General features: G+C 48.3%; 13 protein-coding genes. 11 read left to right on the top strand and 2 right to left on the bottom strand.

Annotated features, from left to right (window positions below):
- Positions 1 to 2: 2 nt before the first annotated feature.
- The 4 genes from A10D4_RS08770 to A10D4_RS08785 all read left to right on the top strand — a co-directional run bounded on the left by A10D4_RS08770 (position 3) and on the right by A10D4_RS08785 (position 3,958).
- Positions 3 to 461: a DUF4265 domain-containing protein gene (locus A10D4_RS08770; protein WP_008489035.1), complete on the top strand. Its 459-nt coding sequence runs from the start codon at positions 3 to 5 to the stop codon at positions 459 to 461.
- 281 nt (positions 462 to 742) lie between these two features.
- Positions 743 to 1,192, top strand: a complete 450-nt coding sequence (locus A10D4_RS08775; protein WP_008489036.1) for a hypothetical protein — start codon at positions 743 to 745, stop codon at positions 1,190 to 1,192.
- Between the two features lie 279 nt (positions 1,193 to 1,471).
- Positions 1,472 to 1,645 (top strand): hypothetical protein, encoded by a 174-nt coding sequence (locus A10D4_RS14100; protein ID WP_156812121.1) that lies wholly within the window; start codon positions 1,472 to 1,474, stop codon positions 1,643 to 1,645.
- A 720-nt stretch (positions 1,646 to 2,365) separates the two neighbouring features.
- The gene (locus tag A10D4_RS08785; protein ID WP_156812122.1) at positions 2,366 to 3,958 is read left to right on the top strand and encodes a hypothetical protein; all 1,593 of its coding nucleotides are present in this window, start codon (positions 2,366 to 2,368) and stop codon (positions 3,956 to 3,958) included.
- Positions 3,959 to 3,977: 19 nt separating this feature from the next.
- On the opposite strand, the gene A10D4_RS08790 is transcribed toward A10D4_RS08785, so the two are convergent.
- Both A10D4_RS08790 and folK read right to left on the bottom strand, forming a co-directional pair.
- Positions 3,978 to 4,685 carry an SDR family NAD(P)-dependent oxidoreductase gene (locus A10D4_RS08790; RefSeq protein WP_008489039.1) on the bottom strand — a complete coding sequence of 236 codons (708 nt, stop codon included), beginning with the start codon at positions 4,683 to 4,685 and terminating at the stop codon, positions 3,978 to 3,980.
- Positions 4,682 to 5,080 (bottom strand): 2-amino-4-hydroxy-6-hydroxymethyldihydropteridine diphosphokinase, encoded by a 399-nt coding sequence (gene folK / locus A10D4_RS08795; protein ID WP_008489040.1) that lies wholly within the window; start codon positions 5,078 to 5,080, stop codon positions 4,682 to 4,684. Before folK ends, A10D4_RS08790 begins: the two co-directional genes overlap by 4 nt.
- A 418-nt stretch (positions 5,081 to 5,498) precedes the next feature.
- Between folK and A10D4_RS13675 the strand changes: the two genes are divergently transcribed.
- The 7 genes from A10D4_RS13675 (at position 5,499) to A10D4_RS08825 (ending at position 15,117) form a co-directional block, all read left to right on the top strand.
- Positions 5,499 to 5,993 carry a hypothetical protein gene (locus A10D4_RS13675; protein WP_008489041.1) on the top strand — a complete coding sequence of 165 codons (495 nt, stop codon included), beginning with the start codon at positions 5,499 to 5,501 and terminating at the stop codon, positions 5,991 to 5,993.
- Positions 5,994 to 6,005: 12 nt separating this feature from the next.
- Complete coding sequence (locus tag A10D4_RS08805; protein ID WP_008489042.1) at positions 6,006 to 7,433, top strand: sodium:solute symporter family protein; 1,428 nt, start codon at positions 6,006 to 6,008, stop codon at positions 7,431 to 7,433.
- The gene (locus A10D4_RS14475; protein ID WP_272942932.1) at positions 7,430 to 7,552 is read left to right on the top strand and encodes a hypothetical protein; all 123 of its coding nucleotides are present in this window, start codon (positions 7,430 to 7,432) and stop codon (positions 7,550 to 7,552) included. The genes A10D4_RS08805 and A10D4_RS14475 overlap by 4 nt, the downstream gene beginning before the upstream one ends.
- A gap of 6 nt (positions 7,553 to 7,558) precedes the next feature.
- Positions 7,559 to 8,626, top strand: a complete 1,068-nt coding sequence (locus tag A10D4_RS08810) for an aspartate/ornithine carbamoyltransferase family protein (protein ID WP_008489043.1) — start codon at positions 7,559 to 7,561, stop codon at positions 8,624 to 8,626.
- A 48-nt stretch (positions 8,627 to 8,674) separates the two neighbouring features.
- A complete protein-coding gene (gene asnB, locus A10D4_RS08815; protein WP_008489044.1) occupies positions 8,675 to 10,690 on the top strand; it encodes an asparagine synthase (glutamine-hydrolyzing) in 2,016 nt (671 codons plus the stop codon).
- 186 nt (positions 10,691 to 10,876) lie between these two features.
- The gene (locus tag A10D4_RS08820; protein ID WP_008489045.1) at positions 10,877 to 12,007 is read left to right on the top strand and encodes an efflux RND transporter periplasmic adaptor subunit; all 1,131 of its coding nucleotides are present in this window, start codon (positions 10,877 to 10,879) and stop codon (positions 12,005 to 12,007) included.
- Positions 12,004 to 15,117 carry an efflux RND transporter permease subunit gene (locus A10D4_RS08825; protein WP_008489046.1) on the top strand — a complete coding sequence of 1,038 codons (3,114 nt, stop codon included), beginning with the start codon at positions 12,004 to 12,006 and terminating at the stop codon, positions 15,115 to 15,117. The genes A10D4_RS08820 and A10D4_RS08825 overlap by 4 nt, the downstream gene beginning before the upstream one ends.
- Positions 15,118 to 15,152: the final 35 nt, after the last annotated feature.

Below are 15,152 nucleotides of genomic sequence, written 5' to 3' on the forward strand. Positions count from 1 at the left end.
ACATGGTAGATCGAATTAAAGTAAAATTTCCGTTGGAAGAAGGCAGCCAAGAAATCGAAGTTATGTATGCCATGCCTACGGATGAGAACTGTTTTGTTCTGGATAATTCACCCTTTTACGCATTTGGAATTAGCTATTGCGATGAATTTAGAGCGAAAAATGTAAACGGTGAATTAGTATTTGATGGTGTTAGTGCCCGTGCTGGGCATTCTACTTATCGGATTCGTACACCATCTGGAAAGGATCATCAGTACTTTTTGGAGCATTGGAAACCTCTCGAAGAGCTAGGATGCTCATTTGAAGGCTCTTCTGCAAGTAATAAACGGCTCTATGCCATCGATATGCCTCCAAACGTTGATGTATTCAAAGCGTACAATATCATGGAGGAAAAGGAGAGTCAGGGCGTATGGGAGTTTGAAGAGGGACACTATTGTGGGTCTGGGAAAACTTCCGTGAACTAGATAATTCTCACTGATAGAATTTAATTTTGAATCCAAAGCCCCGCCTTAGATGGTGGGTTTTTTTCGCCTTGGAATGCTGGTGAGGGTTGTTACCAAAGCCGGGGGAACGGGCTTTCCCGAATTGAATCCAATTATATCGCATTGCACTCGCGGGGCTTTGTTTTTCTGTTTAATTCCGTACCAAGCATTTTCCAAGCATAATCGAGGTTAGGTTTAGTTTATAATTAGCCCTAACATCACTTCGTTATGTGGCATTTTAATAATTTAAAAACGAGGTGCATTTGAAAAAAGTAGTATTAATAGAGACCATTCTTGTAATGATCACGGGAGTACTATTGACGCTGGTTAGGTACAGTGAAAATGGAATGATATCAGTAAACAGTATGGCTAAAGGGGTAGAAACTAATTCAACAGTAATTTACACGTTACTTGCTTTTCTTGGACTAGCCATTGTTAGTCGTTGGATAAGGCGAACGTACGGAAACAGGGTATATCACTTTAGAGATAACATGCTGTTTGCAGAGGAAGTGTTTGAGGGAGTAGGCTCTGGCCTGCTAGGTATTTATCGTCTCATGAGCGGAATAGCAATAACGGTTCCATTTATCTGGTATTTTGCGGAAAGAGATACTTTTGATTTCGGAAGAGCGATAGCCATTCTTGTGACCGGGTTATTGTTTTTTGCTGGACTGGCTATGTTGTCGTGGTTGAATGACAAATCAAAGGGCTATTGAGCGAGTGCTCCATAATATTCGAAAACTTCGTGCTCAGGGAGCGAGGTTTTGTTTTTTCTGAAAAGCAATAAATGGCAGTCTATTCCCGCTTTGGAACTTTGGTTTCAAAGTGTATTGAGGGGGCTAAAGCTGTCTTCGACTCACCTGTAACTGCGTACTATAATACCAGTAAGGCAATACACTAATGGTGGCGCGCGATGGATACCAAAACCTATAATCAGGTAAAGGCTGGCAGTTGCCGCGGACCATTTAAGTCAAGGAGATATTAAAAGCGCTACTTTGACAATGTTGCCGGGAGCAACTGGTGAAGCTGTATCTGTGGCTCATAAAGCTACAAAAACAGCTGTTAATGTAGCAGAATCTGCTAAGCGAGGTGCTGCTACAAATATATTAACAAATCAAGCGGTAGGTGATACACAAGAACATCAAAATAAGAAAAAGGAAGATAAATAAATTGAAAGCACTAGTACTAATTAGCATTTCATTTTTACTCTTTTTCTTGGAAGGTGTGTATGTTGCTGAAAGGACAATGTCAGAGGACTGGGTCTGGGCTGCAATATTGTTCTTGATTGGCTATCAGTGGGTTCATTTATTTATACTTAATAAGAATATGTACACTCTATATGTGGGAGAGCCATTATATGCTGACAGTGATAAATACAAATCATTACGAGTTTTTCACTTCGTAATAGGATTGATTATTTGCATATCCTCTTCATTAGTTTGAATCCAAAGCCTCGTCCTCGCGGAGCTTTGCTTTCTGCTCACATCAAGAAAAATTATAACTGTTCAATATTCAGATGAGACGTGCATGGCTTCGTGACAATGCCATGCTGGATGGCAAAGGACTGAGCTTTTTTGCCGTAAAAGCTCATATCCGGTGGTAGCGGCAAAAGAATTTTATGACTGCATTCTCTTCATTATAGATAGCCCGAATACCGTTTTCCCCAACATCAATCGCGAAAGTTCCATCGTCAAGCTGATAAGCGGATTGGCCTCCGACAATGCTTTCCTGCATGAAACAAGCTAGTAAGTTTTAAACCCGTCCTTAAACAAAGAACGAAACTAGCACATCCACCAATCTGTACTATTTTTAATCGATACGTTTTACCGCCTATTATGCTGTTGGGTCTTTCCGTTCGCTATCATTTTACTTAACGAGAGAGGCAGGTCATGAACAGATGGATGCTTTTTTTTACGGTTTTCAGTGTACTGGCCGGCTGCTCGGCGCGGCAGCAATCGAATCAAACAAACGATATACAAACTCAGGCCGCTACTGAGGTTGTGATGACCAGTGCCTACGACGCGCATTTTTTACGTTGTCGCGGTAACGACGCGGGGCAATTACAATCGGTGCTAAATAAGGCCCTATCGTCTACGGGCGTGATTCTTTACTTTCACGGTGGCTTAAGCTCTGATAACTATATGCGCACTAACCTAGGTCCAGCGCTGTTGGAGTCGATGTTTACCGAGGCCAATTTAAATGGCTTATATCCGATTTTTGTCAATTATGATGCCGGTGTGTTAGACGATGTTTCTGTGGGGGACTTGATCACCAGTGCTGCCTATCAAAACTTACAAAGTCGAGTGTTATCACGACTCAATCTTGAGTCAAATAATAAGGGCTTGAAACTCAATAATCAGGTTGACGTGCAACAAGCGGCGATGAGTGTATTAATTGGTGTTGGTGCCGATGGTAGCAATCTGAAAAGTAACTTTAAACAAAACGCTGTGGACGACAACGAACGTTTTGCTGCAGCGGTATTGGCAGAGCAAAAGGAGTTAGCGATTGCTGCCAGTAATATTCAGCAACGTGACCCTGAGTTGTATAAAGCGGCGCAACAGTTTGCTGAGCTGTATAACGAGTTAGAAACCGATCCTGCGCAGAAAAAAGCGAAAAGCTTATTCATTGGTATCAACGCGAGCAAGATGCTGGCAAAGATTTTTGCGCGCTTTGCATTGACCCTCAACCATCAAATTGAACCCACTATTTTTGAAGAAGTCGTTAGAGAGCTGAGCCTGTTTAATGTGATCAATGCGGGGGCGGTGATGCAGTCACATTGGACTAAGGTTAAAAAGCATAGTGAAGAATGTTGGCAAGATGGCAGCAATGGCGCTCGTTTAATAGCCCAGTTACTCGCTCACCAAGCCGAACATAGCGACTTTAAGATCAGCGCCATATCGCACTCGGCGGGTTCGATTGTTATCGGCGATTTACTAAAACATTTGGCCGCTAACGGTGACGGTAAATTAGACAATACGGTGTTATTGGTGCCCGCCATCAGTTTAGAACTATTCCAGCAGTCATTTATGAAGTATCCCGAGCGGGTGGGTAAGTTAAAGGCCTATGTTTTAGCCGACAGCTATGAACGCCGCGATGAGTTATTTGGCGGCATTTATGCCGCATCGCTACTGTATGGCGTTTCTGGTATCGGTGAAACAGATGGCTTTGGCGATAAACCGTTACTGCTTGAGCGTCATTTGGGTAGTAAAAAACATCCTTACGACAAGTGGTATTATCGTTTATTGCTAGGCGAAGATATTCGTCCAGTATGGCAGTTTGTCGAGCAACATCCGGGCTTGGTCGAGTATTATCCTTTTAATCCGGCTAACGACAGCGGTGCTACGCATGAGTGCACGAAATATCCATGGCGAGTGGCTGATTTAGCAAAACTTAGCATGGCGCAGCTTAGTGGTTTAGCCGCAGAAAATGTGACCATTTTAGTACCGCATGATGCGCCAACGTGTAAGCCCGCGGGCTATTGACGGCATAGTTAGATCATCGTTAGATCATCCAGCTTCGACCGCCATCGACTTTAATGCTGGTGCCGGTAATGAACTGATTATCACGCAGGCTAAAAATAGCATCGATAACCGGCTGTAAGCCGCCTTCGCGTTGTAGCAGGGTTTCAGACAAGACTTGTTGTTGGTGCTTATCGTCGTGTTCTGGCAAAAATAAAATGGGGCCGGGTTCGATAGCGTTAACCCGCACCGCTGGTGCTAATTGCTTGGCAAAGGCGGCGGTTAAACTTGCCAGCGCCGCTTTTGCCGCACAGTAAGCGATATAGTCGGTGTTAGGCCGCGCTGCATATATGTCAGTGATATTAATAACTAAGCCGTCGTCAGCGGCTGCAAGCAACGGCTGGCAGTCGCGGATAAGTTTATAAGGGGTCATGGCATGTACGTTGAATAGCGCTTGTAGGGCGTGCTCGTCGTCATCGACCCGCTGGTTGTTAAAAAAGCACGACGCATTGTTGACCAGCAAGTCCAACTGCTCGCTATGCGCTCGCAAGCTACTGATTAAGCGAGTAACGGCATCACTGTCGTTAAAATCGGCCTGAATGGCGATAGCGCCGCGCTCGGTCAGTTCATCAATGCCATCACGTGAGCGATTATAGTGCGCAAACACTTGGTACGATTGGTCGATTAATTGATGGGCTAAGGCCAGCCCTAGGCGCCGTCCAGCGCCGGTAACAAGTGCCGTTTTACTCATGCGCAAGATGCTCCTAGCTGTGTTTTAATCGCTGCGTAAAAGTCCTGATAAAGCGCCTGTAAATAATCCGGCACTTGGCGATTATCGTGAATATCGTCGCTGAGAATATCAATGTCGATAGGTCTATCTTTTTCGCTACAACGAGGGTCATCACGGTCGCGCCCTTGAGCAATTTCAATGGCGTTAAAATACTGTTTTAATTGTGTCGCGTTGAGCGGGGTATCGATAATAAATAACGCATTTAAAAAGTCGTTATCGGTATCAATAGCCACCGGTTTGGTTTTGATCACCGCGCTAGTGTATAGCTGTCCCGGCAACTGAGCCAAGGCTTGCTGTGCCCGCTCAATATTAAAGGCCGCTTGCAGGTTGCTGCCCAAACTACATAAATAACGCATAGATGAATTCCAGAAACGGCTAAAGTACGCAAATCAATAGATACTCATACGACGGCTAACAGCATACCGTTTTACATGCCGTCGAAAAAGTTTTTCCACGGCAGTTGTTTGTCGCAGGGATTTCACTCGCCTGTCGTAAAACTGTCATATCAACAGCTTAAGCTAAGCGCCGTCATCAATTGCATGACCCGGTTTTCTGTCTCCCTGGAACCTTTCAGATAGACCGTGCTTTTCGCAGCCCTTTGCGTGCATACAGCAACGCTTAAAAGGGCTGCTTTTTTATTTCTATCGGGTTCTTTCTCGCCTTTATCTTGTTTAAAAAACAAGCATTCATTTCGTAAAATGTTTTGAGTTGAAAATAAATCGATGGGTTGTTAGCCTGAACTTAACTATTCGCTGCCAACGGACGGGTCAGACCATGAGGCGACCATTACCATGGTTAGCATTGTGGGTATTGTTACTAAGCTTGCCTTTGCAAGCGCTATCTCAGCGGACTGATGCTAACAATGAGTTAACATTGAGTGGGCCCGGGGTGGTCAGCAAAGAAGGCTATTTTACCTTACAGGTAGGTGTACCCGTGTCTGTCGGACAAGCCGCTCAACCGCTGCAAATTGCCATGAGTGAGCATGCTGACATGAGCGCGGTAAGCGCCACTTATCGGCCGTTAGGTGATTTTCAGCAGTTGACATTAAGTGGCTTTGCCGACGGTAGTTATTACTTTCAAGCCCGTCTAGACGATGCGGGTAACGACGCTGCCGAGCCTCTGTTAAGCGATATCGTTCGTGTCGACGTTAAACATTATTCTCATGCTCAAGCTTACGGTTTGTTTATTGCTGGCGCATTGTTATTTTCCATTCTGGTGATCCTGGTACTGTGCTTACACCGTACTCGAAACACGGATAATCACGGTTAACAGGGACGTGTAATGACCGAATTTGCGTTATCCAGTCAATTAGCCTTTACCATCGTTGCCGTGTTTGGACTGGCTTGGATAGCTTTTGGCTGGTGGCTTGGGCGCGCTAATAAAAGCCATGAAGATTATGCCTTGGCTGGGCGTAACGTCGGTTTTGCCTTTGCCGCAGCGACCGCTATGGCGACTTGGGTGACCAGCAACACCACTTTAGTTGCACCGCAGTTGACTTATCAATTCGGCGTCTGGGGTATGATCGGTTACTCCTTTGCGGCACTCGGCTTGATCTTATTTGCGCCGCTGGCAAAACGTATCAAAGAGCTGTTGCCGCATGGCTATACCTCGGGCGACTTTATCCGTTTACGCTATGGCCGCGCAGCTTGGTATGTGTTTATTGTCATTTCGACGGTTTATGCGTTTGGCTGGTTGGTCAGTCTGGGCATGGCTGGCGGTATTTTGTTGCAAGCACTCAGTGGTCTCGAGTATCACATTGGTATGAGTGCGATATTGCTCATTTGTGTGTTCTACACGTTATTCGGCGGCTTGCGTGCCGTTATCGCTACCGACTTTATTCAGGCGTTGATCATCATCGTAGGGGTGGTCTTAGTTGCTTATTTATTGATGGATAAAGTTGGACTTGAATCTATTCATCAAAATCTCAGTAATGACCATCCGCAGTTATTAGATTTGTTGTTTCCGGCGGCGATGATGTTTCTCTTCAACAACATCTTTTTTGGCTTGGGTGAGATTTTTCATTCCAACGTTTGGTGGTCTCGGGCGCTAGCGTTTAAAAAGCGGGTCGCGTTTAAAGCGTTTTTCCTCGGTGGCTTATTATGGCTACCAATCCCGATTGTTACCGGCTTTATTGCATTAGCGGCGCCACAATTAGGCATCTTCCCACCTAGCCCCGATATGGTCGGGCCGACGGTGGCGGCATCGGTGTTAGGTGAAGTGGGCGCGGTGATTGTTTTTATCGTGGTATTTTCGGCATTAGCCTCGAGCCTAGACTCGTTATTGGCGGCTACCGCCGACTTATTAACGCGAGATGTTTACCATAAATTACTGAAACCACAGGCTGGCGATGCTCAGTTGCTAAAAGTTAACCGCTATACTGTGTTGCTATTAGGTGTACTAACTTGGCTACTTTGTTTGCCACAGTTATCGTCATTGGGCGCGTTGCTTAATTTCACTGGCGCTTTTGTGGCAAGCACCATTTTTCCGATTTTATTGGGGTTATATCAGCGTCGACTGACAGGCCGCTATGCCTGTGCCGCAATGGTATTAGGCACCGCTATTGGCTTGACCGGCTATTTCGTGATTGGCTTTTACGTCGCAGCCTTATTGTCGGCGGCGGTATCCGGCGCGGTTTGTGGTGTCGGTGTGCTCCGCAACCGGCAACCCTTTGATTGGCAACGCCTGAGCGAGCAGGAGCCAAGCGCATGATGATGTCAGCCGAGACTTTCCAACTACTTATTGTGACAGCACTGATACTCAGTTCGCTGGCGCCACTCATTTTATTGGCGCTGTATGTTAAAGATTTATTTGCAAAAGACTTATGGTAACCCGTTATGAACATGAATGATGTTTCGTTACATCGAGAGCGGCCCGATGTGTGTGGTGACGCACACCCAAAGGCGTTATTGCGCGCGGTGCAAGAAGACGGCGATTTTTTACTCAAACTGGCTGATCAGCACGTGGTATCGGTCGACCAATTTAGCCGTGAGACGCTGCGTCAGTTGTTTCGTTTGGCGGCTAAATATGAGGCCAACCCGAACCGTTTTAGTACCCCTCTGCAGGGTAAAATCTTGATCAGTGCGTTTTATGAGCCGAGCACTCGCACGCGCTTATCGTTTGAGAGTGCTTGGCATCGTCTAGGCGGCGATATCATGTCAATCACCGACCGCTCCACGACCGGTATTGCCAAGGGCGAGAGTCTCTCTGATGTTGCCGAAATGTTTAATAATTATGGCGACTGTGTGGTATTACGCGATAACAACGAGCATTCCATCGAAGAAATGTTAGGCTCGCTGCGAATTCCGATCATTAACGCGGGTAATGGTGCCGATGAGCATCCGACCCAAGCCATGGCGGATATGTACGCGTTGTTTAAATGGCGCCCCGAGTTAGTCAGTGATGACGAGCAAAAGCAAAAGATCCGCATTGGTGTGGTGGGTGTGCCCAACAAAATGCGTACTGTGCGCAGCTTTTTAAAAATCTTATCGAAGTTTCCCGATGCCGTTGAAGAGTTGGTGGTGATTCATGCGCAAGGTAACGCGGATGAGCTCTTTGGTGCCGATCAACGTGAACAATTGGAGTCGGCAGGTATCCGTATTAGTACCAGCCAAGACATGAATGCCGAGTTGCCTCGTTTAGATGTGGTGTACATTAATGCCATCTCTTGGGAGGGCGACACCTTTAGTACCTATGGCAGCGAGTTTCAGCTATCGGCGGCGTCACCGTTAAAAGATGACGCCATCATTTTGCACCCATTGGCGCGCGGCGATGAGTTGTCGTGTGACCTCGACCAAACCCCACACAACTGGTACTTCAGCCAGGCACGGGGCGCGGTATTTTTGCGCATGGCGTTGTTAACCTGCATGGTACAACGCGCTGAGCGTGTCATTGACGTGGTTTAACCGGTGAAATATTTCACGCAAAGATTCATCAAGGGAGAGTAGTAGCCTATGTGTGGCATTGCAGGCGTTTTTAATCAGCAGTCAAACAGCCCGATCGACGCGCAGACATTGGTCAATATGGCCGCGATCATGCACCATCGTGGTCCCGATGGTTTTGGTTACCAGGTTTTGGATGAACACGGCGTTGGTTTTAGCCATGCGCGTTTATCTATCATTGATTTAAACGAACAGCGCGGACGGCAACCTTTTATGTCAGCGGATGAGCAGCTGATGTTGGCGCATAATGGTGAGTTCTACGATTTTCAGCGCATTCGAGCCGATTTAACCGCGCAGGGTACGCGTTTTCAGAGTAAGAGTGATTCCGAAATTGTCATCCACCTGTATCAACGTTATGGCCTTACCGAAACGCTTAAGCATCTGCGAGGCGAATTTGCTTTTAGCTTTTACGATAAGCAAGAGGATGCCTTGTACTTAGTGCGTGACCGTTTTGGTATCAAACCGCTGTATTGGACACAAACCGAACAAGGCGTGGTATTCGGCTCTGAACTCAAAGTGTTGTTTGCACATCCTGCGGTGAAACGCCAGTTCTCGGCCGAGGGTTTATACCATCAGTTAATACAGGTCATGGTGCCAGGCTCGACCGCTTTTGAGGGGGTACAGCAGGTGATGCCCGGGCATGTAGTCAAAATTACCCGGACAGCAGACGGCTTAAATATCGATACGAGTAAATATTGGGATGTAAACTTCCCGCTTGCTAACGAGTATCCTGGTGATGAGGTCGATGAACAGCAATACATCGACGGTGTGCGCGAACACTTGCTTGACGCGGTTCAGCAACGCATGGTGGCCGACGTGCCGGTGGGTTGTTATTTATCCGGTGGTATCGACTCTTGTTCAATTTTGGGGTTAGCGGCGGCGGCCACCCAGTATTCGGTGAAAGCCTTCACCATCGGTTTTGATTCTGATGCCTATGACGAAACGCCGATTGCTCGCGAAATGGCCGAGGCGACCGGCGCTGACCATCATATCATGGCGCTGAAGGCGAACGATTTATACGATCATTTTGTACAAACGCTATGGCACACCGAGCGCACCATCTATAACACTTTGGGTGTGGCAAAATATTTGATGAGCCAGCAAGTGAAACAAGCCGGTTATAAAGTGGTGATGACTGGCGAGGGTTCTGACGAGTTGTTTGCTGGTTATCCGGCGTTCCGTAAGGATATGTTCTTACACGGCTTGGACCATTTACCTGAGCATGAACGGCAGGGGGAGCAAGCCATTTTGGAAGAGAGCAATCAACTGTTTAAGGGCGCTATGTTGGCGCGCGAAGAGTACGTCAGCGAAGCCTTTAACGAAAAAATGGGTTTTACTCCGAGTTGTGTACAGCCGTGGCTCTCGTGTTCGCCGGTAGCGTTGCAATTAGTGTCGGCATCACACCGCGAGAAACTGCAACATTACGATGCCGGTAAAGCCATCGCCGATACCCTCGACGCTGACATGTTAAGTGACAGACATCCGCTCGACCGCGCGCAATATGTGTGGATAAAAACCATGTTAGAAGGGCAAATCTTAACCTGGGGCGGTGACCGCGTGGATATGGCCAACTCAATGGAAGCACGCCCAGCGTTTTTAGACCATCACTTAGCCGAGTATGCGTTTACCGTACCACCACATTTACGTATTAAGGGTAATAAAGAAAAGTACGTGTTACGTGAGGCGATGAAAGGTCTGTTACCCGAGACGCTTTATAAGCGCGAAAAGTTTGCCTTTATGGCGCCACCAGCGCATACCGATCCAGAAAAGTGGAAAGCGGTCGAGTTGTTAGCTGAGCAGTTTCTTAACCGTGAAGCGGTCGAGGCCGCCGGACTATTGGACTACGATGAGGTGGTACGTACCTTTGCACGGCATGAAGACCCGGATGTGCCTAGTGAAGAAAAAGTGCAGCTTGATGCGGTTATCAACCACCTGCTTGGCGTGCAGGTTCTACATCACCATTTCGTCGAGACCGACGTGCCGGCGATGGCCGCTGCACGAGCGCAGGAGCTAAATTGGCGAGCCTAAAACTCGACCTTTGCGTAACCTTTAGCCGCGGCATTGACCGCGGCTTTTTTATTCACGACCCTTCACACTTCTTGTCATTATTAACAAATGTAAACTGATCTGACACATTGTTGACTACGTAGCCTAGATCGACTCGGTTATGCTAGCTGAAGCCGTATAAGACACCGTTTATTGATGGATTTTAACATGCCAGACATGCTTTCACGTTCGTTGACCACCATTGTTCATGCCAGTGTAGCGCTTGGCTTAACGTTGCTGACTACGTTGTGGGTCACGCCAACACAGGCTCAGCAGGGAGCCGATCAACGTCTGAAAGTGACCGTTGAACGGGTACAATTTAAACCCGAGCAATTTAGTGTCGAGGCGGTAGGCTCGGCGCGCGCAAAACGCTCGGTGACCATTTATCCAGCCGTTGCCGATAAAGTGGTTGACGTTAATTTTAGTGCCGGGCAACGCGTTCAAGCCGGTGATATTCTGGTCGAGCTGGATTCGCGTCGGCAACAGGTAGCGGTAAATCTGGCTAAAGTCCAATTAGCCGACGCTCAGCGCAGCGTTGAACGCTTGCAACGTTTACGTCGCCAACCCGGTGAGGGCGCCATCCCCCAACAAGAATTAGACGATGCCATTACGCAGCGGGATATGGCAGAAATCGAGTTGCAGCGCGCGCAAACCGAGTTAGAGGATCGCTATGTACGCGCACCCTTTGATGGGGTGGTCGGCATTACCGATATTGAAGTGGGTGATCGTATTAACGAGCAAACCGTTATTACCAGCATTGATGATCGGTCTTCGTTATTGCTCGACTTCGTTGCCCCAGAGTCGGCTTTGAGTCTGTTACAAACGGACAACGCATCATTAATGGTGACTCCTTGGCAACGTCCCCAACAGCAGATTGCGGCTGAAATCGTGCAAGTTGACTCCCGTTTAAACACCGATACGCGTAGCATTCGCGCCCGCGCCGAATTGCAAAACCCCGATGAACAGTTGATCCCCGGTATGAGTTTTCGTATTCGCCTGCAAGTCAAAGGTCGTCAATACGCGTCAATCCCGGAGTCGGCACTATTATGGGGGCCGCGGACACCCTATATTTGGGTGGTTGAAAAGGGGCAGGCGAGGCGCGTCGATGTGCAAATTCAGCAGCGTCAGGCGGGCTATGTGTTGGTCGCCGGTGATATTGCTCTGGATGATTTATTAATTGTCGAAGGGGTGCAGCGCTTACGCCATGGTCAGCCGATTCGTTATAGCGAAGCGGCGCTGGAAAGTAACAACAGCGCCGACAGTTCGCAACCACAGGCGTCTTTGGGAGCACGACAATGAGCACGGCTAAGCAGCATGACGACAAAGGTTTAGTCAATCAAAGCCTGACCGACTTACCGTCGTTGTCGATTCGTCGACCAATCTTGATTGTCGTTATTAACTTACTGATTGTATTAGCGGGTTTTGCTGCAGTATTTGGCGTTGAAGTGCGTGAACTGCCTGACGTCGATCGGCCAATGGTAACGGTACGGGCGGTGTTACCTGGGGCATCGCCAGAAACCATGGATGCTGAGGTCAGTAGTAAGCTGGAAGGCGCAGCAGCGCGAGTGAGCGGGGTTAAATCGATTCGCTCGTCCAGTGAAGAAAACTCTAGCCGTATTGTGGTGGAATTTCAGCCCGGCGTCGATTTGGATGACGCCGCATCAGAGATGCGCGAAGCCGTGGCGCAGGTGGAACGCGAATTACCGGACGATATTGAACAGGTTGGGGTGGTCAAGGCCGACGATGACGCCGAGGCGGTGGTGAGTTTGGCTATTTCTAGTGAAGCTTATTCTACCGAAGCGTTAACGCGTCGCGTCGACACCGATATTGCGCCGGAATTTTTATCCATATCCGGCGTTGCCGACGTACGTTTAAACGGTGATCGCGAACAGGTCTTACGGGTAGTCATTAATCCATTACGTTTATCCAGTTACGGTTTGTCGATTAACGATGTGGTTGAGGCTATGCGTCAGGCGCCTTTTGATGTCCCCGCAGGCAATCTACAATCGGTTGACCATCAGTTAATTGTACGCGCCGATGCCACCACGGTCACCGCGGAGCAAGCCTCGGCAATCATTCTGCGCGATAATGTTCGAGTGGGCGATGTTGCCCAAGTCTATTTTGGTCCGGCTGATGCCAGTAGTTTGGTGCGTCTGGACGGGCTACCGGTTATTGGTCTCGGCATCATTCGTCAAGCGGGCTCGAACACTATTGAAATTTCTGACCGGGTATTGGCAAAGGTTGAGCAGCTACGTGAACGCTTTCCTGAAATGTCGATCACCATCACCAATGACGATGCTGAGTTTATTCGCGGCTCGGTCAGCGAGGTGTTAACCTCGTTAGCGTTTACCATCGTGCTAGTGATCGGCACTTTATGGCTATTTATCGGTTCTTTTCGTGCCACGCTAATTCCTGCGTTAAGTATTCCTGTGGCGCTGGTCGGTGCGGTAGCCGCAATCTGGCTGTTTGGCTTTTCCATTAATATTTTGACACTGCTGGCGTTGGTACTGGCGACCGGTTTGATTGTTGATGACGCTATTGTGGTGACCGAGAATATCCAACGTCGCCGCGCCATGGGCTTAGGGCGTCGGGCGGCGGCGGTGATTGGTACGCGAGAGGTGTTCTTCGCCGTAGTCGCGACCACTGCGGTATTAGTCTCGGTGTTTGTGCCGATTGCTTTTCTGCCATCAACGGCTGGTCGCCTGTTCCGCGAGTTTGGCGGTGTATTAGCCGCCAGCGTGATCATCTCGTCGTTTGTGGCTTTGTCGTTGGTGCCTGCCTTCGCCTCGAAGTTGCGTATCAGTGAACGGCGCAATCGCTTGAGTGATGTTGGCGAGCGCTGTTTAAGTTTGTATCGGCGCAGCCTACGTTGGGTGCTACAGGTACCGGCGTTAGTGGTGTCGTTATCGTTATTAGCCGCGGTCGGTGCCGGTGTCACTTACCAGTACCTTAATAATCAATTATTACCGGATGAAGATCGCGGTGTCATCAATGTCTTTGCCCGCGGCCCGGACGGGGTTGGTTTAGATTTCATGAACCGTCAAGCGCGTCAAATAGAGGATGTCTTGCGTCCTTATGTAGACAGCGGTGAAATCGAGTCATTGTTTACCGTTGTTGGCCAATGGGACCCTAACTTAACCTTTATTACGGCACCTTTAGCCGATTGGTCGGAACGCGATAAGAGCCAACAGCAAATCATCAGTGAACTACGTGCACCATTAAACGATATCGCTGGCGCACCGGCGCGTGCTTTTGGTTCGAATAGTTTGAATATTCGCGGTCAAGGTGGCGGCTTAGAGTTAGCCTTAACCGGCGAAAACTATGAAGATATCTATCAGGCAGCGCTAACGTTTCAGCAAGCGATTCAAGAGCAAATGCCAGAGTTAGACCAACCCCGTATTTCTTATCAACCGACTCAGCCGCAATTACGTGTCAATATTGACCGTATTCGTGCAGCCGAACTCGGTGTGCCATTGACCGAGATTTCATCGACCTTACGAGCGGTCACTAATGGCTATGACGTGGCTGACTTAAACGTGGGTGATCAGGCGATTCCAGTGATGGTGCAGGCGGAACGGATGAATATCCGTGATCCGAGTGATTTAGAGAATCTGTATGTTAAAAGTAACAGCGCTGAGTTGGTGCCGCTGGCGACGTTAACGAGCATCGTCGAAGAAGGCGTTGCTGCTGAGTTAGAGCGTCATGCGCAGCGTCGTGCTATCGAAATCAATATGTCGCTACCCAGCGATGTCCCTATTCAGCAAGCGGTAGATGGCTTGCGTGAAATCGGTCAACAAGTGTTGCCTGACGATATCGGCGTGGTGTTTTTAGGCGAGGCGGCGACGTTTGAAGATACCGCGCACGAGCTAACATTAACTTATGTATTGGCATTTTTGGTGGTGTTGCTGGTGCTCGCAGCGCAGTTTGAAAGCTTTAACTCAGCAACCGTGGTTATTCTGACCGTTCCTTTTGGTATTGCAGCGGCAATTTATGCGTTATTTTTGACGGGCACGTCGATCAATATTTATTCGCAAATTGGCCTCGTCATGTTGATCGGTTTAGTGGCTAAGAACTCGATTTTGATGGTGGAGTTTGCCGACCAGTTGCGTGACCAAGGATACAGTGTCGCCGACGCTACCGAACAAGCGGCGTTGATTCGTTTACGACCTATCACCATGACATTGATTTCCACTATCTTGGGTGGGTTGCCGTTGATTCTATCCAGTGGTGCCGGTGCTGAGTCACGCAATGCCATAGGCTGGGTGGTGTTTGGTGGCTTAGGTTTAGCGGTTTTGTTTACCCTTTATCTGACGCCTGTGCTGTACCAATGGTTAGCGCGTTTTAGTAAACCGCGCGCCGATGAAGGTGAACGCTTGCAGCGCGAGATGGATGCCGCGCAGCAATTGTAAAGTTAACAGTATGATCACACTTGCTACTCGTTTTG

Origin of the sequence: Idiomarina xiamenensis 10-D-4 (genome assembly GCF_000299895.1) — a bacterium.
GTDB lineage: Bacteria > Pseudomonadota > Gammaproteobacteria > Enterobacterales > Alteromonadaceae > Idiomarina > Idiomarina xiamenensis.